21 protein-coding genes are annotated in these 20,477 nt (G+C 37.7%); 11 read left to right on the top strand and 10 right to left on the bottom strand.

Features of this window, described 5'->3' with window-relative positions:
* The first annotated feature begins 471 nt into the window (after positions 1 to 471).
* Positions 472 to 786 (top strand): hypothetical protein, encoded by a 315-nt coding sequence (locus ACFIM1_RS04200; RefSeq protein WP_375608154.1) that lies wholly within the window; start codon positions 472 to 474, stop codon positions 784 to 786.
* Positions 787 to 1,537: 751 nt separating this feature from the next.
* On the opposite strand, the gene ACFIM1_RS04195 is transcribed toward ACFIM1_RS04200, so the two are convergent.
* Genes ACFIM1_RS04195 through ACFIM1_RS04185 form a run of 3 tightly spaced genes read right to left on the bottom strand, consistent with a single transcriptional unit; the run spans position 1,538 to position 3,228 of the window.
* Positions 1,538 to 2,104: a hypothetical protein gene (locus ACFIM1_RS04195; RefSeq protein WP_375609326.1), complete on the bottom strand. Its 567-nt coding sequence runs from the start codon at positions 2,102 to 2,104 to the stop codon at positions 1,538 to 1,540.
* Between the two features lie 48 nt (positions 2,105 to 2,152).
* Positions 2,153 to 2,698 (bottom strand): hypothetical protein, encoded by a 546-nt coding sequence (locus tag ACFIM1_RS04190; protein ID WP_375609325.1) that lies wholly within the window; start codon positions 2,696 to 2,698, stop codon positions 2,153 to 2,155.
* A 29-nt stretch (positions 2,699 to 2,727) separates the two neighbouring features.
* The gene (locus ACFIM1_RS04185) at positions 2,728 to 3,228 is read right to left on the bottom strand and encodes a hypothetical protein (RefSeq protein ID WP_375608151.1); all 501 of its coding nucleotides are present in this window, start codon (positions 3,226 to 3,228) and stop codon (positions 2,728 to 2,730) included.
* A 2,501-nt stretch (positions 3,229 to 5,729) separates the two neighbouring features.
* Between ACFIM1_RS04185 and ACFIM1_RS04180 the strand changes: the two genes are divergently transcribed.
* Entirely contained in the window at positions 5,730 to 6,299 is a 570-nt protein-coding gene (locus ACFIM1_RS04180) for a hypothetical protein (protein WP_375608149.1), read from the top strand.
* Between the two features lie 206 nt (positions 6,300 to 6,505).
* Here the strand turns inward: ACFIM1_RS04180 and ACFIM1_RS04175 are convergent, their stop codons facing one another.
* Entirely contained in the window at positions 6,506 to 6,694 is a 189-nt protein-coding gene (locus ACFIM1_RS04175) for a hypothetical protein (protein WP_375608148.1), read from the bottom strand.
* Between the two features lie 556 nt (positions 6,695 to 7,250).
* On the bottom strand, positions 7,251 to 7,385 hold the full coding sequence (locus tag ACFIM1_RS04170; protein ID WP_375608147.1) for a hypothetical protein: 135 nt from the start codon (positions 7,383 to 7,385) through the stop codon (positions 7,251 to 7,253).
* A gap of 1,378 nt (positions 7,386 to 8,763) precedes the next feature.
* Here ACFIM1_RS04170 and ACFIM1_RS04165 point away from each other — a divergent pair.
* The 3 genes from ACFIM1_RS04165 (at position 8,764) to ACFIM1_RS04155 (ending at position 12,362) form a co-directional block, all read left to right on the top strand.
* The gene (locus tag ACFIM1_RS04165; RefSeq protein ID WP_375608146.1) at positions 8,764 to 9,717 is read left to right on the top strand and encodes a YopJ/AvrA family T3SS effector serine/threonine acetyltransferase; all 954 of its coding nucleotides are present in this window, start codon (positions 8,764 to 8,766) and stop codon (positions 9,715 to 9,717) included.
* Between the two features lie 393 nt (positions 9,718 to 10,110).
* Positions 10,111 to 11,031 (top strand): YopJ/AvrA family T3SS effector serine/threonine acetyltransferase, encoded by a 921-nt coding sequence (locus ACFIM1_RS04160; RefSeq protein WP_375608145.1) that lies wholly within the window; start codon positions 10,111 to 10,113, stop codon positions 11,029 to 11,031.
* A gap of 380 nt (positions 11,032 to 11,411) precedes the next feature.
* Positions 11,412 to 12,362, top strand: a complete 951-nt coding sequence (locus tag ACFIM1_RS04155; protein WP_375608144.1) for a YopJ/AvrA family T3SS effector serine/threonine acetyltransferase — start codon at positions 11,412 to 11,414, stop codon at positions 12,360 to 12,362.
* A 235-nt stretch (positions 12,363 to 12,597) separates the two neighbouring features.
* On the opposite strand, the gene ACFIM1_RS04150 is transcribed toward ACFIM1_RS04155, so the two are convergent.
* Together ACFIM1_RS04150 and ACFIM1_RS04145 are read right to left on the bottom strand one after the other, a co-directional pair.
* Entirely contained in the window at positions 12,598 to 12,729 is a 132-nt protein-coding gene (locus ACFIM1_RS04150) for a hypothetical protein (protein WP_375608143.1), read from the bottom strand.
* Between the two features lie 134 nt (positions 12,730 to 12,863).
* The gene (locus tag ACFIM1_RS04145; RefSeq protein ID WP_375694485.1) at positions 12,864 to 13,352 is read right to left on the bottom strand and encodes a hypothetical protein; all 489 of its coding nucleotides are present in this window, start codon (positions 13,350 to 13,352) and stop codon (positions 12,864 to 12,866) included.
* Positions 13,353 to 13,502: 150 nt separating this feature from the next.
* Here ACFIM1_RS04145 and ACFIM1_RS04140 point away from each other — a divergent pair, with 150 nt between their 5' ends.
* From ACFIM1_RS04140 to ACFIM1_RS04115, 6 genes are all read left to right on the top strand, one after another.
* Complete coding sequence (locus ACFIM1_RS04140; RefSeq protein ID WP_375608141.1) at positions 13,503 to 14,165, top strand: lysozyme; 663 nt, start codon at positions 13,503 to 13,505, stop codon at positions 14,163 to 14,165.
* Positions 14,162 to 14,398 carry a hypothetical protein gene (locus tag ACFIM1_RS04135; RefSeq protein ID WP_375608140.1) on the top strand — a complete coding sequence of 79 codons (237 nt, stop codon included), beginning with the start codon at positions 14,162 to 14,164 and terminating at the stop codon, positions 14,396 to 14,398. Before ACFIM1_RS04140 ends, ACFIM1_RS04135 begins: the two co-directional genes overlap by 4 nt.
* Positions 14,322 to 14,534 carry a hypothetical protein gene (locus ACFIM1_RS04130; protein ID WP_375608139.1) on the top strand — a complete coding sequence of 71 codons (213 nt, stop codon included), beginning with the start codon at positions 14,322 to 14,324 and terminating at the stop codon, positions 14,532 to 14,534. Before ACFIM1_RS04135 ends, ACFIM1_RS04130 begins: the two co-directional genes overlap by 77 nt.
* Positions 14,527 to 14,739 (top strand): hypothetical protein, encoded by a 213-nt coding sequence (locus ACFIM1_RS04125; RefSeq protein ID WP_375608138.1) that lies wholly within the window; start codon positions 14,527 to 14,529, stop codon positions 14,737 to 14,739. The genes ACFIM1_RS04130 and ACFIM1_RS04125 overlap by 8 nt, the downstream gene beginning before the upstream one ends.
* Positions 14,740 to 16,515: 1,776 nt before the next feature.
* Positions 16,516 to 16,809, top strand: a complete 294-nt coding sequence (locus ACFIM1_RS04120) for a type II toxin-antitoxin system RelE/ParE family toxin (RefSeq protein WP_375609323.1) — start codon at positions 16,516 to 16,518, stop codon at positions 16,807 to 16,809.
* A 45-nt stretch (positions 16,810 to 16,854) separates the two neighbouring features.
* Complete coding sequence (locus ACFIM1_RS04115; protein ID WP_375609322.1) at positions 16,855 to 17,178, top strand: helix-turn-helix domain-containing protein; 324 nt, start codon at positions 16,855 to 16,857, stop codon at positions 17,176 to 17,178.
* A gap of 600 nt (positions 17,179 to 17,778) precedes the next feature.
* On the opposite strand, the gene ACFIM1_RS04110 is transcribed toward ACFIM1_RS04115, so the two are convergent.
* From ACFIM1_RS04110 to groES, 3 genes are all read right to left on the bottom strand, one after another.
* Positions 17,779 to 17,913, bottom strand: coding sequence for a hypothetical protein (locus ACFIM1_RS04110; RefSeq protein ID WP_375609321.1), 135 nt, complete (start codon positions 17,911 to 17,913; stop codon positions 17,779 to 17,781).
* A 350-nt stretch (positions 17,914 to 18,263) separates the two neighbouring features.
* Positions 18,264 to 19,907 (bottom strand): chaperonin GroEL, encoded by a 1,644-nt coding sequence (groL, locus tag ACFIM1_RS04105; protein ID WP_375608136.1) that lies wholly within the window; start codon positions 19,905 to 19,907, stop codon positions 18,264 to 18,266.
* 59 nt (positions 19,908 to 19,966) lie between these two features.
* The gene (gene groES, locus ACFIM1_RS04100; RefSeq protein WP_005774667.1) at positions 19,967 to 20,263 is read right to left on the bottom strand and encodes a co-chaperone GroES; all 297 of its coding nucleotides are present in this window, start codon (positions 20,261 to 20,263) and stop codon (positions 19,967 to 19,969) included.
* Between the last annotated feature and the right edge of the window lie 214 nt (positions 20,264 to 20,477).

Raw genomic sequence — 20,477 nt, 5'->3', positions numbered from 1 at the left:
CCGACCCTCAAAGGAGGCATCCAATCTATGAGGATGCACTCTAGCCCTCAAAAAGAGTGCATCCTTCCCCTCAAGGGATACCTCCGACCCTCAAAGGAGGCATCCAATCTATGAGGATGCACTCTAGCCCTCAAAAAGAGTGCATCCTTCCCCTCAAGGGTTTTACTCAACTTTCATCGCATCTCATTCTTATGAACCCTTAACCAAGGACACAAAAAAGTTTATTCGTAGCTATTTTATTACCCATCTTATGCAATTCCATTTCCGTACAGAATTTTCAAAATTTTTTAAACATCCATAAAATCAAATCAGAAAGAATTGATTAAGGCAATTAAGGGTAAATTTTGTCAATTTGTAGACAAAGTTTATTCTTTTTTATGAATGTTGTATTTTTACTATAGTTATTTAAAGTGAATTTATATATGATACATATTGATATTTATTTATAGAAATAAATATAGGAGAAAAACTATGAATATCAGATATTTTTTCATAGCGGGGGCAATTACAAGTGGTTTAGCTCTTGCGATTCAAAAATCTGATCGTATAGTCAATCAACAACCCTCTCCTATTGTTGCACCTTATACTGTTGAGAAAACGCATTTACAGTTTTTTAAACCAGTAAGTAACATATCGGATACATTGAATATACTGAGAACAAATAATAGAACAGCATCAGAACAAGCATCAATAAACGATATATATGAAAAAGGAAAAGACTTATTGAATGCAATAGCTAGTTTTTTATTAGTAATTATTATATATTTCATGAAAATTGGTTTATAATAAAGTATAATATACAAAAAGTTTGTAAAAACATTTTGTGTATATTGTAAACTAATATAAAAGGCCCTTTTTAAAAGGGCCTTTTATAGTTTAAATTTAATTGTATTTTATTTTTATTGACAAAATATTACTGCTTTTAATAATAATATTTTTTAATCTTCCTCACATCTTAAACGACGAAGGCTCTACCCCCAGTTCTCACACCCCATACTGCTTTAGTCAATGATGATCTAAAATTCTCGCTGTTTTTCTAGTAAATTCCTCTCTTTTCAAGCAAGTTTCCCTATAGACAACTGCATACACGTCACTTCCAAGCCTCCATGAAGCAGCCCGATCCATTACACAAAACACCGTATATGCAAAAGTTTTACCCCTTATCACCCGCCCCCAAACACACTCTTTTCCCTTCTGCTCACATCATGAAACCACAAAGATTTTTAAACCGCGCCACTTTGGACACAATCATTACAATTTTGCGTCACAATTAGGCTTTTTCTTCAAGCAAAGGCCATCCTCTTTTCAAGAGAAGGCTGTTTTTTATCATACTCTCAATTCTGCTTCTTTTAATTTTTGTGAGATCTGTTCTAATGCTCTATCGCGTTCATTCAGTACGCATTTCAGTTCTTTTTTTACTTTGCAATAGAGCCGCGCACGCTTAATAAACAAGTAATAAATGACCCCCATTGTCCAGCATATTAAAACATTTAAGAGCATAAAGACTAGGAAAGAACAGACTATAAATGTTATAAGGCTACTCGTCATTTTGTCCCCCTTCCACATTCAGCATACGGATTGCCTGATCGCGTTGTTGTATCGCTTCTTCCAATTGTTGAAGCGTTTCTCTCAATTTTTTTGTTAATTTTATACCCATGAGCCCGATGATCGGAACAAAGAAGATAAACCCTAACCATATAAGGTTACACAGCAGCAAGATAAAGCCAACCATATCACTCTGCCACCATCCAAAATTTGCGATAGAAAAAGTAGCTTGTAGAAACAAAACAAGCATAAAAACAAAAAGAATTATTTTACATTCTTTAGGATAAAGAGGCAGAGATTCTTTGAAGTTAAGAAAACGCATTTTTGCATCAAGGGTCTCAAGCACGTGATTCTGTCTTTTCATCTCTCCCCGATCATTGCGCAATTGTTGTATGGCTTGCTTTTGTTGTGCCGTACTCTTTTTCAATTCTTGGGATAGTTTACAAGACACTCTTAAATGCTTGATCATCAGGTAAGGAAGCCTGATCATAACCATAACCATTAAAATGGCAATGATGATGACCCCTAAAACAGCCAAAAATCCTATAACAAAAGTCACTTTTTCCCCCTATCGCATTGATGTAAAATCACCATTTTTATTCTCTGCTCAAGCAAATGTTTCTAATCTCTTCACTGTTTTTTTCACGCCATAATGAAGGAAACTATGAAGAATTAAAATGACAGGCAATGTGAAAGTACTCAACACCAATATCCACAACAACGGCAGCGCACCAATAAAAAACAATCCAGAAGCAACTTGAGGTGCAACAAGCGCAAATTTTGTAAAAACAGATGCAATAACCAAGCCACATACGAAAAACACACTCACAACGCAGACTATAGAAAAGATTATCAAAGTATCTTTTCTTGAAAGTTTCAAAGATTGTTTAAAAGAAAGGGCGCTAAACTCTGTTGCAAGCCCCCCGTTCTGTCCTCGCCCCTCTGTCTTATAATGCCACAAACTTTGCACTGTTGCCTTTTTTAATCTCCGTCGCATTCCAAACAACAATATTGTCCGTTTTATCAAAGAATAATAAAGTTCTAAGATAAGCTTCACAGTAGAAAACAAAACCATACTCAACGCACAACAAATAAAGATAGCCATCCCTACCATAATCAAGATTACAAAAGCATTTATAAAAAAAGCAGTCACGTGTTCCCCTCTTGTGTTCTGTTGCGAGATTAGTTATCTTGCTGTTGCTTCTCTGGCAATGTTTCCCCCAGCAGTATCATTTCCTTAACATCCCGTTTCAATATGGCATTAAAGATAAAAAAGAGTGGAAAGAATCCTAAAAGAACGCCAAAAATGTTCTGCGGCAAGAGACATAAAAAAGCCCAAACACTATTCCATCCTGCGTCCCGCAAAGACGTGATTATAGGATTGTTTTTAACAGGCTGTCTCCATATCTCCCAAAACATTTTTTGAAGATCTTCTTGTTTCATTTGCGCCATTGCTTGCAACTGTTCTTTAGATATAATGTGAAAAAATTCCAGAGGCTTCATATAGACAGTCGCGACAAAAAGCACCAACAAGAGGATAGCCAAACAACAAATGATGACATACTCTTTCGTTGAGAGAGTCATGCATTTTTTGAAAACAGCCGATTGATCTAACCCTGGCTGTAATACAGAAGCCATATTTCCCTTATGGGCAGATTGGTGTTGTGATTTATCTTTGATCATGTTGATATTCCCCCACGTCTAAAATGCCCACGCACTCTTTAATAATTTAATAACACGCGACCAGCGCGGCTAATCCGTTTAGCACTCTTTTCACCATGAAACAAGCACTAATAAGACCCTGTAAATCTATTTTTTAATTCTTTATACGTGACACCCTACAATCTCTAAAGGCTTATAAGCACAACCGCCACTGTCTTCCCCTTATCTATCATCACCCACACCTCAAAGGATAATGTTTTACACAACGCAACAAGCAAGAATACTCAATCTAAAAAAACATCTCATGTGGAAAACTGACATGCCCACCATAAACGACAGCGTTTACCATTGCTTAAAATGAAGTCGAGCCCATAGGATACAAAGGATAACGATATTTCTCCCCACCTCTTTAGAGGTTAAAGATTCTAAACCCCATATCCGTTTGTAAACAATCCAATTGCTCTCAGTGCACTCCGCCTGCTGAGCACTGATGTGCTGCATGTGCATAAGGCCCTATAGGCAAAACCTCGCCTAAACATTTTTACTGTTTTATATTTAATGGATCGAGCGTTGTATGCCTTATGTGCCGTATATCCCCGCCTTAAATGACAATATTTACAGCATAAGAGGATAAGATCGAAAAAAGCAAAAAAACAATATTGTAGAAATAAAGTTGTAAAAACAATCATATTTTTTTCTATTTGATTGAAGCTCAAAAGAATTTTTTCTGCTGTTTCTAAGGATTTCTTCTCATTTTTACATTCTTTTTTAAAATGATAATCCCATAGGAGAAGTAAACCAAAACGATAGAGAAGAATATGACAGAAAATGACCAAATAAAATTTAGCAGGATTAGAGTATAAAGTCATCATGTCTCCCCCTATCATCCATTATGGCAGCAAACAGATTGTGCAATCACATTAACAAATGCACTATGGGGAAAGTCCATAAAAACAACAAAGCAATAGAGATGCAAAAGATTATTTTATAATCTCACAGCACACCATAGACTTTTAAAGGAAGCCTACTAAAATGTACTACAAAATTTGAATAAGATACATACTCTACATTCTCGCAATATACATTTAAGGGATTAATTTATAATAATAATTCATTGTTTTTGCATGATGAATGAGAACCTTGAATATCGTAAGATTATTTCATTTCAAATCTGTTCCATGTTGAAACCAACTTGCAATCACCCCAAATAATGTCCCCTGCACGTTACAAAGAGAAAGAGCCGTATGGAGTGAAACAGGAAAGAAAGAACTAAAAACATCTCTTAATAAACTGTCTCGCATGCCAAGGGCGTATCGCAACAATGGAAGCTGGTGAAATGTGTGATGATGCCGGCTTGCTTCTTCACAAACGTAAAGATGGGGGCGCTCAGATGGAAGCGCTCAATAGACTTTATATTATTCAAATTTTATATTATTTCACTGGGAGGTGATATCGTTGTCCCCCTTCACGGGCACCGTCACGAAATGGGCTTCTAAGCCCTAAGACATGCCTCTTTAAAAAGCAACACAAAACAAAGTCAAATAAGCAACCAATTATCCAGCATGAAAAGCCCGTAACAAACAACCTTAAAGTTTTTCAATCCTCATTTGAAAGCTTCTTAATCAAAAAGGACCCATTTTAAAAATTCTTTCTTAACAAAGAAATATCTCACAGCCCCTCACCTTTATAAAAGCGCCCACATTTATAAAGACCCCTCCTATAAAGGCATCTTCCATTAATCAAAGTAGCTTCTTTCGATAGTGCATCCCACCCTTTAAATAACATTCCCCCATCTCATGATGAAAATCATTAAAACAGCAAAACAAAATTTATCCTCTATAAAGGATAAATAAAAGGAACACCAAAACAAATTGCTTAACCGTTCACAGTTTATTTTGCGCTAACAAACGATATTTTATTTGAAAATATCGGGTATCTTATGCTATTATAATAGGGTGGGGAAGCTTGTTCTTACAGCTCTCTACCACTCAATAGAAGATAAACGTCTTTTATAGGGGATAAAGATATGCATAACAGGGTGATGTATATCAAACATCTTGCAACAGCACCCAATAACAAAAGAATGATTGTTCTAAAGATAGAATTAAAATTTTCCGCAAAGCGCTTGTGAGAAAAGAAAGACGTAATCTCATTAGAAAAAACACCCATTAGAAAAAATGATAGCATAGCCATGGAACATCCTTCTTATTTTTTCATTCACATTTGACAAAAATTCTCTTCAATTTTTCAAGAGAAGATGAGAAGTCTTTAGAAAGCGCATAATCGGCTATGAATGAAAAATAAGACTGATAAGGACAAGATAAAAATGATAAGAAATACCTTTCAACAAAGATGATTTTTTCCTACCACGTTTCTTTTCTTTGCACTTAAAGAGGCTTTTAGTATCGTTTATTTTTTGATCTGCAACGGCGCTCATATCCCCACAATATTTGCTTCAAGTGCTTTTTACATCCCTGTCCCCCATCCACAGACAGTTTCTTTTTCATTCAAATGGTAAGTTCATGAAAATACGTAAAAAAGGCGCTAGATCGACAATAACAGGCAAACGAAAAGAGCCCAATGGACATATTTCACGTGTCCAAAGCCCCAGCAAATCTCCGCCTCAATCTGCGATTGAAATGCGTGCAAAACACTTTGGTTTAAGCCTCGAAGAAGCGAAAAATCCGCTTGTAGGAACCTATATTGGGCGTCTTTGTTTGCTTGGCTATAAAGAAGATTCATCAGGCATTAGTAAAGAACAATATGACACGGCACAACGATACTTGCAAATCAGAAACGACTATTTATGTGCAAAAGGTTTACCAAACGGCTATTATGATGGTTTTACGCATAGCGCATCAGATGAGAAAGCAAAAAAGCAATGGATTCAAAAAGCAACAGAACACTATGAAGATATGCAAGAAGCGATTAAAGAAGCACAATATCAGCATCGTCAACACAATTTTCATGCGGCATTACAATATCTCGTTATAGAAGATCAACCACTCTCTTCCCTTATTGGTTCCTTGCGCATTATTCTTGATGCTCTTTATAAACATTTTGACTGTTCTACCCCAAAGAGCATTCGCTAAAAACACGTATCGTTGACGTCCCCCTCACAGAATAAGGATTCTAAAATCCACATCCCTTTGTAAACATGTTCCTTTGTAAAAATAACACGCAAAGGCTGTGTTCTTTTTCAAGAAAAGCAGGGGTGTGAAAGGGATGATTGAGTAAAGAGGGAGCAAATTACGTTGGTGTTAAGGTTGATATCACGCAATAGGCTTTTACGGTGTTGTTATCGAAAGTCTGCTGTTTTCTGTATATTTGTAAAAGCGTAAAAACGTGGAACTGTAAATCCACCTCTTGGCAGGGAACACTTGATATCCACAAGGCTTGCCTCTTCATGGATTTCAATGATGTAATGCGCGCGACAAACAACTTTTAAAACAGCCACCCCGTATAAAAAAACACTTACACGTGTCATAGAAGACTTCTCTTATATTATACCCTCCTCACTTACGTCACCCTGCCTCAAAAGATACTATTTCACAGCATGGGCGAGATAAATATTGCCCCTCTTCCGCTCTCAACATTCCCCTATCGCCCTCTGTTGGAACAACCCAACCCCATCATGCAACTTTGCCCCCAAAGTTGCGACAACCCTTAACACTTGAGAGGAGCATGAGTAGCATTTTTAGTTTTTTCTTGGTCCGTTTTATCCAGATAGCTCTTCTTGATTCATAGCAAAAAAGAGACATGGCATGAGGTGATTCTCCATAGGTTTTAAATGATAATATCCTACGATAATTGGGGCTATCATTTAACCTGTCATTCCGGATGATAATGATAGATTTATGATTATAAATCAATATTTTGTTATTAAAAACAAGACGCTGTTTTTTTTACAAAATTACAAACATAATACCTTACGCGCAAAAACCGATCTTTATCCCCATGGACAACCACACAAGAACCCACTCTAAGAGTAACCTCGCTCCTAACCACCGCCCCCAAAACCAACTACACAAGTCTTTCTCTCATCACATCGCCAACACAATAGCAATAACCGTGCCCCCCCACCACCCGTGCCCAAAAGACATCATCAACCATCCCTCCCCCACAAACATCGCCATCAACAAGCTTTCACCATCCCCCCCTTTCTCACGAGAAAACATGTTCTTTGCCACATAAAAAAAGGCCAATGAAGACAACATATCTTGCTGCACAACCAATAAATGAGCATTTTCCTGTAGATTTATTTCCGCGATAAAAAGGGAAAATAATCGTTTTTCTGTTGACAGAATATGAAAAATCGTATTTAATAACGGGCGCGGTATGGGTTTTTTTGTGTCTAGATTTCATTATCAAATCTTTAGGGTGGTGAAATATCTATGTGGGGGTAATAGAGTTGTATTTTGCAACACTATTTCAAAGTGTATTGTTTGAAAATGTATTTCGTCTTTTTCTGACTATCTTTCTTTTGCATCACCAATTAACCAAATGATTTTGAGATATTCAAGCCAAACAGTATGCATAAAACGCTTCCCAAATAAAACACCTATGCAACACATCACAAAAGGGATGAGCAATACACGAACAAAAATAAGATGAATACAACTGTTTTTGTTGACACATGGCACATTTTTTCCTGCTTTCCACACCTTAAAGGATGAAGATTTTACCCCCATCAGTTTGTAAAAAAACTGTTCTTGTCAGAGTGCACTTGAGAATCACTTAGCATTCCAGTGCATGTTATTGACCAAAAGCTTAAAGTGTCCCAAACAAGGCTAACCATATCCACCCCGCATAAAAAACACTTAAACTTAAGAAGCTTGCCTTATAACACGCCCCATAAAAGAACACTATTTCACGGCATGGGCGGGATAAATATTGCCCCTCTTCATGCCCCCAACGTTCCTCTATCCTCCCTTGGTTGGAACAAATCGCCCCCATCATACACTTTACCCCCAATGTTGCACCACCCCTTCTACTTGAAAAGGGGCATGAGAAACATTTTTAGTTCTTTTTGGGGCCGTTTTATCCATACAGTTTTATTCATGACGGATAAAAGACATGGTAGGATAATTTTACAACAGATGATGAATCATATTTCTCTTTAAGAAAAAACTCAAAAAACGCTTCCTAAAAAGAGCTATTCTAAAAATAGGTATTTGCACAACAAGCACCTGTTATAGGGGAAGCGTTTTAATTTTTCACGTGGAAAACTGTTGAAAATAGGCTGTTGTCTTTTCATTGAGATGAGGCATGCAAGAGCAATACACGCAATAAAAGTAACTTAAAATATCAAGATAACGTTGCCAATGCATCCAAACGTCTTACCGTTTTTACAGCTTTTAAAGGAAGAAAAAACACACAGATTTTTGAAACTAAAAAATCTCTCAATTAAGCCTTTTTATGAAAAAGTCGACAATATGCTCTCATCGCCCGCAACTTTCAAGGGACAAAGTCTCTCTCCCAAACATAGCCAGCCAAACATTTTTTAGCCACAATTGAAGAAAATAATCATTGATTATCAATATGGAGGTTCATAGTATGAAGCCACAAGATTCACCCCTCCCTGATTCATCCCAAACACCCCCAACACCTGAAGGCGCACGCGCACCAGAAGATACGCGTGCAGATGCATCATTCGAAAATCTTACTGCAGATTTAGAACGACTCCACATCGAAAAAATAAAAAACACCCCTTTTAATCGTGCGGAATTAAAAGACATTATTGCCGGTTTAGAAAAGCATAATGCCGATGGCAGTTGGATCAAAAATTATTATGATATTTTAGATCTGTACATGATGCCAGCCTTGGTCGATCAAGCAAATCGTAAATATCCAGAGATGAATCTCAAACTTACAAGCCCCCCTGACGGCTTTGCCCTTGCACTCAAAGACACTTTCGAGCGCGGTATAACATCTTCCAGATTTATTGTTAATGCGCAAGATAGGGGCATCCATTTTGCGGTTGTCGATCATCAAACCATTGATAATAAAACATCTTTGATCTTTTTTGAACCAACCTTACTGCGTGACACGCTTCCCGCATTACTTGCATTAAGGACGCGACAATCCCTTGAACATTACCAATTTCCGAATATTCATTTTGCCATGGTAGAAATGGATATTCAACGAAGCTCCTCTGAATGTGGGATGTTCAGCTTAAGCCTTGCCAAAAAACTTTATCTTGAATCTCAAAAATTAGAAAGACTGCACAAAGATAATATTAAGGGCATATTATGTGAACCAAACACGCCTTTACCAGCTGAAAAATTAGATCCGTATATTCCACCTCGTTTATACAAACACTTACAAGGAAGAAGACGTCTTAGGGAATATTTACAAGCCAATCCGGATGCTGAACATGAAAAAGTAAACAAAAAAGGTGAAACCCTAACCGAAAGATTTGAGAGAAGTTTAGTGACAACAGAGACAAAAACTGTTTCTGTTTCACAACATAGAAAAAGAGCAACGGAATACAAATCTCTGATGCTGTAATGAAGATTTTTTCCATCGCCGTATTCCATATCCATAAAGAATGAAGCGATACTGCTTTATGGTGAGGAATGGGCTTTGTGGGCTTTTCCCTTCGAAAGAGAGAAAGATGCAGACCGCAAGTAACGGAAACTCTTAAAGATAACAGTCAAAACGGTATATTCTATCAAAATGAACATACTTACAGCTCGTATTTTAAAACCTTGAAGATAGAAAACACTCTCGGGCTTTGTTGCATCTCAGAGATGGGGCCGCCCCGTTTTTTTATGTAATTGTTTAAGCCCTAGAATGGCTCTCACCCCTTTTGCTTTTCTCTCTTTTAAAACATTTTTTAGCCACAATTAAAGAAAATAAGCACTTATCGATTATCAAATTATCAATATGAAAGTTCATAGTATGAAGCCACAAGTTTCACCCCTCCCTCATTCATCCCAAACACCCGCAAGCGCAAGTGATTCTACAGAAAATCTTGCTGTAAATTTAGAACAATCCAGCAGTGAAAAAGGGCAAAATATTCCATTTACTCGTGAAGAATTGCAAAATATTATTGCCGGTTTAGAGGAGGACATCTCAACGGGCCGCTGGTTTAGAGCTGATTATGCAAGTACAGATCTTAAACTGATGCCAGCTTTGATAGAACAAGCAAATCATAAATATCCTGACATGCGTCTTAAATTGGCAGGATCATCTCATGAGTTTGCTCTTGCACTTAAGGAAAACATCGAAAATGGCGTTCAATCTTCCAAATTTATCATTTACACAAAGGATAGAGGAATCCATTTTTCAGTGATTGATCATCAAACCGTTGATGACAAAACATCCGTGGTATTTTTTGAACCTACAACACTTAACAGTATGAAACCAGCAGTATTGGCATTAAGAACACAATTGGCCCTTAAAGCGCATGAGTTGCCCAACTGTTCTTTTGCCATAGCAGAAATGGATATTCAACGAAGCTCTTCTGAATGTGGAATGTTCAGCTTAGCCCTTGCTAAAAAGCTTCATGCCGAATCTCAAAAATTAGAAAGACTGCATAAGGATAATGTTAAGGGTGTCTTATGTGAAGGGGACACCCCTCTATCTCCTGAAAAGTTAGATACATATCTTCCAACCTCTTTTTATAAACATGCACAGGGGAGAAGACGTCTTGAACAATATATAAAATCTAATCCGGATGCTGAACATGAAAAAGTCAACAAAAAAGGTGAAACTTTAACCGAGAGATTTGAAAAAAACTTAAAAGAAGCAGAGGGAAAAACGGTCTCAGTTTCACAACATAGAAAAAGAGCAACAGAATACAAATCTCTGATGATATAATGAAGATTTTAGCCCTATTCCATATCCATAAAGAATGAAGCGATGCGGCTTTACGGTGAGGAATGGACTTTGTAGGCTTTTCCCTTCGAAAGAGAGAAAGATGCAGACCGCAAGTAACGGAAACTCTTAAAGATAACAGTCAAAACGGTATATTCTATCAAAAGGAACATACTTACAGCTCGTATTTTAAAACCTTGAAGATAGAAAACACTCTCGGACTTTGTTGCATCTCAGAGATGGGTCCGCCCCGTTTTTTATGTAATTGTTTAAGCCCCAGAATAGGCTCTCAGCCCTTTTGCTTTTCTCTCTTTCAAAACATTATTTAGCCACAATTGAAGAAAATAAACATTTATCGATTATCAATATGGAGGCTAGTATTTATGAAACCACAAGATTCAAAAGACATCCCCTCACGTTCATCACCAACACAAGAAGGAGCAAGCACAGCCAAAGGAGCCAGCGCGGATGAATCCTTAGAAGATCTTATTGCACGTTTAATGCAAAGTTCGGTCCAAACAGAAGAAGAACATGTTGCACCGAATTCTGAAGAATTAAAAGATATTATTACAGGCTTAGAAGATGATCTCGTCACCGGCCGTTGGATTAACTCTTATTATGAAGACACAGATATTAGATTGATGCCATCTCTCGTAGAAAAAGCAAACAGCAAATATCCAGGTATGAATCTCAAATTAGCTCTTACAGCAGAAGAGTTTTCTCACGCACTAAAAGAAATCGTTGAAAGCGACGCAAAATCTGCCCAATTTATAGTCAATTCTGGAAGCAAAATCCACTTTGCCGTCCTTGATTATCAAAAAGTTGATGAGAAAATCTCTTTGATTATGCTTGAACCGACAACATTTCAAAATATCGCTGCTTGCAAACTAGGGATAAAAATCAATCAAACTCTTGAATGTCTTCAACTGCCTCCCTATTCTTTTACCATGGCTGAAATGGATATTCAGCGAAGCTTTTCTGAATGTGGGATGTTCAGCTTAAACCTTGCCAAAAAGCTTCATCTTGAATCTGAAAAATTAGAAAGACTGCACAAGGATAACGTTAAGGGTGTCTTATGTGAACCCAACGCATCTTTATCTCCTGAAAAGTTGGATACATATCTTCCAACCTCTTTTTATAAACATGCACAAGGGAGAAGACGTCTTGAACAATATATAAAATCTAATCCAGATGCTGAACATGAAAAAGTCAACAAAAAAGGTGAAACTTTAACCGAGAGATTTGAAAAAAATTTAGAGACAGCAGATGGAAAAGCTGTTTCTGTTTCACAACATAAAAAAAGGATTCATGAATACAAATCTATAATGATGTAATTGAGACTTTTTTCATCGCCACATTCCATAGCCATAAAGACATTCCATATTCATAAAGAAGGAGGTCCTCTTAAAACTATAATCAAAAATCCAAAGCTCTTCTTAAGCTATAATCCCTCCTTGAAGAGACAGAATGCTGGATACGTGAAATATTTTATGGTTTTAGAGATTTAAGTGAAAGCATAGGTCTCCTCCTATAGAATTTTTCTAAGAGTTCTCTCAAAGCGCCTCCACATCAATACCATGCTCTCAAACCAGTGCCAACACCACCACGAACACAATGGCAGTGATCTCGCGTGCGCCACACCAACACCGCCCCGCACCAACAAAAGGCTATCACCCCCATGGGAATGGGTCTCAAAACCAACCTCTCCACCCCCACAAACAAACCCTTTCCTCGTGCAAAAACCCTTTCTCAAGAAGGGGAAAAGAAGTATAGAACTGGAATACACAGGGAAATTTTTATAACACCCTCCCTCACCACCAGCTGAACCGGAGGCATCATCCTTGCCCCGCCACGCCAACACGAACACCCCCACCAACGCCACAGCCAACACCCCCACGAACACAATGGCAATGCCCCCGTGTGCACCACATCAACACCGCCCCGCACCAACAAAAGGCTATCACCCCCCCATGGGAATGGGTCTCAAAACCAACCTCTCCAACCCCACAAACAAACCCTTTCCTCGTGCAAAAAACCTTTCTCAAGAAAGGGAAAAGAAGTATGGAACTGGAATACACAGGGAAATTTTTATAACACCCTCCCTCACCACCAGCTGAACCGGAGGCATCATCCTTGCCCCACCACGCCAACACGAACACCCCCACCAACGCCACAGCCAACACCCCCACGAACACAATGGCAATGCCCCCGTGTGCATCACACCAACACCGCGCCCACACCAATAAGACGTCATCAACAAACCACCCCATGGGAATGGGTCTTAAAACCAACAACAACGCTCTCCCAACGGAAAATATGACCACATCCAACCATGCCCCACCCTAGGATTCTACAAATAACATTTTGATTTCATTGGTTTTTTCGTCTATTCTCTTTTTGAAGAGCAAAAAAACCATTTTTACTATATCAACCAGCCTCACATCAAAATGAGGCTTTATTTTATGGAGAAGCAAATGAGAAAAATATCATCCGCAGGGCTTGCACTTATTAAACAATGGGAAGGATTGCGTTTAAATGCCTATAAAGATTCCATAGGCGTATGGACAATAGGCTATGGACATACCAGCACTTCTGGTAAACCGTTTGTTCACAAGGGCATGACCATCACTGAAAAACAAGCAGAAGAACTTCTTTGCCAAGACTTAAGACAATTTGAAAATACCGTTGAAAAAAATGTGACGGTTTCCTTAACGAATGAACAATTCGCCGCGCTCGTATCGTTTTGCTATAATGTAGGAACAGCTGCTTTTTGCAATTCGACCCTTCTAAAAAAGCTCAATAACGGCGAATATGAAGCCATCCCTGCTGAATTACAAAAATGGACCAAAGCAGGCGGAAAACGTCTTCACGGTTTAGTGCACCGTCGTGCAGCCGAAGCAGGCTTATGGGCAAAAGGAGCTTATGTTTCTCCCAACTACCAAACCGTGGAAACGAAAGAACCAATGGGATTTTTCAAAGCAGAAGCGCTTACACCGATTATTGGTTCTTTTTCTGGACTTGGAGGTTTATTGGCAGGCAATGGACCCATCCAATGGGCATTGGCAACCATTATGGTTTTAGCCGCCTGTGTTGGCATTTTCTTTGTAGCAAAACGGTTTCGGGAGCAACGTTTATGATGTGGTGGATGAAAAAAAATCTGATGATAACAGGAGCGGCTCTGACCGCTTTTTTTATCGCTTTCGCAAAAATTTTCACTCTTGGAAAGAAAATTGAACAGCAAAAGCAAACAGAAAAAACGCTAAAGTCATCAACAACACGGCTAGAGGTAGAAAATGAAATTAATCAAAAAAGTGATCCTGATGTACGCGCTGCTCTTACTCACTGGTTGCGCGATAAAAACAATCAATGAGCCTTCTCCTTGTGTTGGTTGGATGCCCATTTATTTAGACAAAAAAGACCTCAATATCATCAGCTCAAATCTGGCAAGAGATATTTTAAAGCATAACAAACAAGGGGAAGGCTTGTGTGGGTGGAAACATGGCTAGAAAAAAAACAGAAAAGCAAATGGAACTTACGGACAAGGAAAAAGAAATGCTACAAGAAATCATCATGACTTACAAAAGTATAAAAATGATGTCACGCTATACGAAGTGGATTATCTTCATCATTTTTTTATTAGCGCTTGATTTTTCACGTATCATAGATGCATTGACAAGTATTTTTACACAAAAATCGAATATTCAGCTCTAAAATAAAAAATGAAAGGTGAGACGTGCTAACTCTTACTATAAAAAGCCATCGGTTCATAATTTTTTTTAAACAGAGAGCTTTTATTGATGATTTTCACGTCTCACGAAAAATTTTCATACTCTTCACAAACACCATTACGAAATGAATTTAAGTGCATTAAAAAGATTTTTTTAATAAGCGCATAAGTAAGCAACGGAATGGTATTGTCTACTATAAAGCCCCATTTTTAGACTCGTAAAGAAGCAAGCTGGCACCATTACACATTTACCGCCCAATATTAGCAATAAGCCTTAGAAAAGAGTCGTCTCGCTCTCACAGGGCTTTTCGTAATGGCGTTTGTAAATAGCATAAAGGTAAAGCCCCCCTATGAATCATATAAAACTATAGGGCACCATCATCTTTTACGCTTGCGAAAAAGCACGCTGGCATTATCACACTTTTCCAGCCTACAATGTTGTGATAACCCTATTTATAAACACCTTAACTATTTGAGAATATTCATAAAAAGCATTTTTGTTTTCTTTAAGGATTTTACTCTGACTCTCTCTACTTGTAAGATACAAAGAAAATGATTGTGTTTGTTTCAACATGAGAGAGAGATTTAAAATGAAAAAATCCTCTGCTATGAGGCTTTTTATTTAATGTACAAAACAATGAACGATTATTCTAAAAAAGCGTTTCTCCATTAAAAAATGTGAAGCAGCACCGATTGTTGTTATTATCTGCAAGAATGAATGCTTTTGAAAAGCCATATTACATTGATTTGTGATGATAATGGAGCGTTATTCAACTTGAATTAGACCCCTGAATACCGTAGGATTCTCTTATTTCCAAACCTATTCCATGTTGAAAGAACCAAACCCATGTTGCTTGCACATTACAAGTAGAGAGAGAACAGAGTCAAAAACTGTATAAGAAAGAAAACAAAAATGTTTTTTATGAATATTCTCAAATAGTTAAGGTGTTTATAAATAGGGTTATCACAACATTGTAGGCTGGAAAAGTGTGATAATGCCAGCGTGCTTTTTCGCAAGCGTAAAAGATGATGGTGCCCTATAGTTTTATATGATTCATAGGAACTTTACCTTTATGCTATTTACAAACGCCATTACGAAAAGCCCTGTGAAAGCGAGATGACTCTTAAAAAACACGTAAATATGCAAGACCAGTCTATTGGAAGTATTTTGTTGTACATAAGGAGCATCCTCTCATGAAAGAACGCAAAAAATAAAAGCATAAAGCAATGTATAATTTTCATTATTTAAAAAATATTACCATAGATCCTTTCGAAAGGTATAAAGCAGAAAGATGATGGCGAGTAATTTACACCTTTACATTCTTTCTCAATGAAACTGTCTTCCTATTTCAGAAATTGCCCAAACAGAAAGAAGCAAGACGCTCTCTCCCATCGAGTGTACGACAGCTGGAAATGTTCGTAGGGCTCTTCCCCCTCTCAATTTTTTCTCAAACATTCTGTTGCATTAGAATTTGATGTTGATTGACAAGCAGCAGAAAAAGCACACATGCTCTTAGAAAAACAACGCCATCAAATTAAAAATATAACAACTATGGATGAGAGAGATGCGTTGACTTTTTAACATAACAAAAAAGACTGAGATGGGCATGCTGTAAAACAACAATCATAACACAATTGGCTCTGCGTTTGCTTCGCCTTGATAGTGTCCAATCCTTTGTGCCCAATTTTATTAATAATAGTTATTAATAAAATCACAAAATTAAAATAACCACTTGAAATTATTTGGTATATTAATCATCATGAGTAAAATAAAACGTATCATATGGCTTGGTTCTTCACTCAAAGATATAAAAAGTCTTCCTGATCTTATTCAACAAAGGATTGGTTATGCTCTGTATCTTGCTCAGGGAGGAGATAAGGGAGAACTCAAGGGGGGTGGATCTGCCAATATCCTAGAAATTATTGAACACGATATCAAAAGAACTTATCGCGCTGTTTATACGGTACAATATAAAAATCTCTTTATGTGTTGCATTGTTTTCAGAAAAAATCGACCCATGGCATTGCAACACCAAAACCAGACATTAATCTGATTAAAGAACGTCTCAAGTTAGCAGAACAATTAGAAGGGAATGAAAATGATCAATGTTTCTCAGGGTAGTTCCAATGTTTATGCGGATCTTGGTGTTTCAGATTCCAGAGAGATGCTTATCAAAGCACAACTTGCTCATAAGATTAGTCAAATTCTGAAAGAAAAAAACTTAACACAAAAACAAGCTCGTCAACTTTTGAAAATGACTCAACCAAAACTGTCTAAACTTTTAAATGGAGAATTTCGAGGAATGAGTAAAATGAAAATGCTTGAGTGTTTGGCAAAATTGGGAAACGATATCAAGATTATTGTTAATCCGAAAGAAGTTAAAACGCTTGAAGGACATTTTGAAGTTGTTTTTGCTTCTTAAAATTCTTTATGATTTGCTTTTTATGGTCTATTCATAGAGGGCAATCTTATATAAAAGTGGTCAAATGAATCACGTATAAAAGTGTGGATTTATATCAAACAGTTGCACTCAAACTATTGGTTTTATTAGTTTTCGTGTAATAATATATCTTCTTGTTCGTAATAATTTCTTTTTTCGGCTACCTGTCGTTGTTCCCTTGGCTGGAAAATTACATTCCACAATATATGTAACAAACAAGTTTGATATCTGTCAGCATGGATTTTTCTCTTTAAGCTTCTCAAATGAAACCATCTCCCTATTTTAAGAGATTACCTAATGTTGCGATCGCCCTTGCCACTTAAGACGGTTCATAAGAGCCATTTTTCCTTTCTTATACAAACCTTATTCCCTTACTCATCCCGCTTTTAACGTGCAAGAGATATGATTTTGATTGATTCAACATGGAATAAGATTTGAAATGAGAGAATTTTACGATATTCGGATCTCTCATTCAAGTTGAATAACACTATATTATTATAAATCAAAGTATTACCCAAACAAAAAGACACATATTTCAGGGTGCAAAAAACATTTAACAGAGCAAACACTTAAATTTTGTTTTCATGCAAAAGCTTGAAATACCAGCATCTTATTCATAAAAAAACAACAAGCCCGACCATGCTTTTTCCAACGCTCTCTTTCCAACGCTCCATGGGGACTGACTCTTAAATGATTACGCTGGTTGATAAAAACCATAGTGACCTCCCCCTTATGAAGCACAAACACAGAATTTTTTAATGGTAAATGCGTAAGCTTGAAATGAAAAAAGAAAACCGTATGAGAAGAAAGTTATTATCAATCAAAGCATTGTATTTTTATCCGCAAAATATCTTCAAAGCCAATCCCTCCACGATAAAAATATTTCATAAATGCGAGAAAAGAGCCAAGAACCAAGCGTGAAATCTATTCAGACACACGATAAATCAAACCGTGGAAAAGAGAATAATCCTCTAAGATAAAGAAACTGTCAAAAAAGCAAAAACTCATATGAAATATATAAAAAACGGGCCAGAAGGCCCGTTTCTTTATAACTTCTATAAAAGGGCTTAGAAATCCATTCCGCCCATTCCACCCATTCCACCACCAGGCATTGGAGGCATTGGAGTATCTTTCTTTGGAACTTCAGCAACCATTGCTTCTGTTGTGATAAGAAGGCTAGCAATTGAAGCCGCATTCTGAAGAGCAGAACGCACAACTTTCACAGGATCAACAATTCCCAAAGCAATCAAATCACCAAATTCACCGGTTGCGGTATTGTAACCATAAGTATCCGCATTGTTTTCCAGCACTTTGCCCACAATAATAGCGGCTTCTTCACCGGCATTGGTTGCGATTTGGCGCGCTGGTGCCTGTAGTGCACGACGAACAATATTAATACCTGCTTCTTGGTCAGGATTACTTCCCTTAATGGTCAACGCACTTGCTGCACGCAACAATGCGGTACCACCACCAGCAACAATACCTTCTTCAACAGCAGCACGTGTTGCATTCAAAGCATCATCAACGCGGTCTTTCTTTTCTTTCACTTCAACTTCTGTTGCACCACCCACACGGATAACAGCAACACCACCAGCGAGTTTAGCAAGTCTTTCTTGCAATTTTTCGCGATCATAGTCAGAAGTTGTTTCTTCGATCTGAGCCTTGATTTGATTAACGCGAGCAGTAATTTCGCTCTTTTGTCCAGCACCATCAATAATAGTGGTATTTTCCTTAGAAATATTCACTTTCTTTGCACGTCCAAGCATATCCAAAGTGACATTTTCAAGTTTAATGCCCACATCTTCAGAAATAACCTGTCCGGATGTCAAGATTGCGATATCTTCAAGCATTGCTTTACGACGGTCACCAAATCCAGGTGCTTTTACAGCAGCAATTTTCAAACCACCACGCAGCTTGTTGACCACGAGCGTTGCCAAAGCTTCACCTTCCACATCTTCAGCAATGATAAGAAGGGGTTTTCCAGACTGAACAACAGCTTCAAGCACAGGAAGAAGAGACTGCAAATTAGACAATTTCTTTTCGTGAATGAGAATGTAAGGATCATCGAGATCAGCGACCATTTTCTCAGCATTTGTGACAAAATAAGGGGAAAGATACCCACGGTCAAATTGCATTCCTTCCACGACTTCTAATTCCGTTTCAGCAGTTTTAGCTTCTTCCACGGTAATGACGCCTTCATTGCCAACTTTTTCCATAGCATCAGCGATCATTTTACCGATTTCAGCAGCACCATTAGCGGAAATTGTTCCCACTTGTGCAATTTCTGCTGACGTTTGGATTTTTTTAGCTTTTTTGAAGAGGTTTGCCACCACTTCTTCAACAGCAGCATCAATTCCACGCTTCAAATCCATTGGGTTCATGCCGGCAGCAACAGCTTTAACACCTTCTTGCACAATAGCTTGTCCCAAAACAGTTGCTGTTGTTGTTCCATCACCCGCAACATCATTGGTTTTAGAAGCAACTTCGCGCAACATTTGTGCACCCATATTCTCGAACTTATCTTCCAGTTCGATTTCTTTTGCAACGGATACACCATCTTTTGTGATGCGAGGCGCACCGAATGATTTATCAATCACCACATTGCGACCTTTAGGGCCGAGTGTCACCTTCACAGCATTAGCAAGAATGTCGACACCGCGCAACAAACGCTCACGCGCATCACGGCCAAATTTGACTTCTTTAGCAGCCATTTAATTTCTCCTTGGAGTTTTTTTCAAAATAGTACACAATGAAAAATTAAGTGCTTCAATTAGCCCATAATTCCCATAATGTCAGATTCTTTCATGATGAGGAGGTCTTCCCCATTAATCTTGACTTCAGTTCCAGACCATTTTCCAAATAAAATACGGTCTCCTGTTTTTACTTCCAAAGGCACACGCTTTCCGTTATCATCCAGAGCGCCATTGCCAACAGCAATCACTTCGCCTTCTTGGGGTTTTTCTTTCGCTGTATCAGGGATGATGATCCCACCAGCCGTTTTATTTTCAGATTCAACCCGACGGACAACGACACGGTCGTGAAGTGGGCGGAATTGTATATTAGCCATGTTTTAAATCCTTAAAACTGAACATAATTGGATTAATCTTAAAATTCTTGCTAGCACTCTCTTCATGTGAGTGCTAACACTATCTGAAATATAAAATCGGTATTTCTCAATGTCAAGAATAACCATAAAAAAATAGTCATAAAAAATTTCTCTAAAGCAGATTCAAAGTCTTGCCTCTTATTCCACTTTCGCGTTATTTAGCTCCTTTAAGAAC

Source organism: Bartonella sp. AC158YNML (assembly GCF_042196725.1).
Classification (GTDB): Bacteria; Pseudomonadota; Alphaproteobacteria; order Rhizobiales; family Rhizobiaceae; genus Bartonella.
This window is presented reverse-complemented; position numbering and strand designations above follow the sequence as displayed.

Coding starts and splice junctions, on each gene's coding strand:
- ACFIM1_RS04200 (WP_375608154.1), top strand. CDS start 472: ATGAATATCAGATATTTTTTCATAGCGGGGGCAATTACAAGTGGTTTA.
- ACFIM1_RS04185 (WP_375608151.1), bottom strand. CDS start 3,228: ATGATCAAAGATAAATCACAACACCAATCTGCCCATAAGGGAAATATG.
- ACFIM1_RS04180 (WP_375608149.1), top strand. CDS start 5,730: ATGAAAATACGTAAAAAAGGCGCTAGATCGACAATAACAGGCAAACGA.
- ACFIM1_RS04175 (WP_375608148.1), bottom strand. CDS start 6,694: ATGACACGTGTAAGTGTTTTTTTATACGGGGTGGCTGTTTTAAAAGTT.
- ACFIM1_RS04170 (WP_375608147.1), bottom strand. CDS start 7,385: ATGTTTTCTCGTGAGAAAGGGGGGGATGGTGAAAGCTTGTTGATGGCG.
- ACFIM1_RS04165 (WP_375608146.1), top strand. CDS start 8,764: ATGAAGCCACAAGATTCACCCCTCCCTGATTCATCCCAAACACCCCCA.
- ACFIM1_RS04160 (WP_375608145.1), top strand. CDS start 10,111: ATGAAGCCACAAGTTTCACCCCTCCCTCATTCATCCCAAACACCCGCA.
- ACFIM1_RS04155 (WP_375608144.1), top strand. CDS start 11,412: ATGAAACCACAAGATTCAAAAGACATCCCCTCACGTTCATCACCAACA.
- ACFIM1_RS04140 (WP_375608141.1), top strand. CDS start 13,503: ATGAGAAAAATATCATCCGCAGGGCTTGCACTTATTAAACAATGGGAA.
- ACFIM1_RS04135 (WP_375608140.1), top strand. CDS start 14,162: ATGATGTGGTGGATGAAAAAAAATCTGATGATAACAGGAGCGGCTCTG.
- ACFIM1_RS04130 (WP_375608139.1), top strand. CDS start 14,322: ATGAAATTAATCAAAAAAGTGATCCTGATGTACGCGCTGCTCTTACTC.
- ACFIM1_RS04125 (WP_375608138.1), top strand. CDS start 14,527: ATGGCTAGAAAAAAAACAGAAAAGCAAATGGAACTTACGGACAAGGAA.
- ACFIM1_RS04120 (WP_375609323.1), top strand. CDS start 16,516: ATGAGTAAAATAAAACGTATCATATGGCTTGGTTCTTCACTCAAAGAT.
- ACFIM1_RS04115 (WP_375609322.1), top strand. CDS start 16,855: ATGATCAATGTTTCTCAGGGTAGTTCCAATGTTTATGCGGATCTTGGT.
- ACFIM1_RS04110 (WP_375609321.1), bottom strand. CDS start 17,913: ATGGTTTTTATCAACCAGCGTAATCATTTAAGAGTCAGTCCCCATGGA.
- groL (WP_375608136.1), bottom strand. CDS start 19,907: ATGGCTGCTAAAGAAGTCAAATTTGGCCGTGATGCGCGTGAGCGTTTG.
- groES (WP_005774667.1), bottom strand. CDS start 20,263: ATGGCTAATATACAATTCCGCCCACTTCACGACCGTGTCGTTGTCCGT.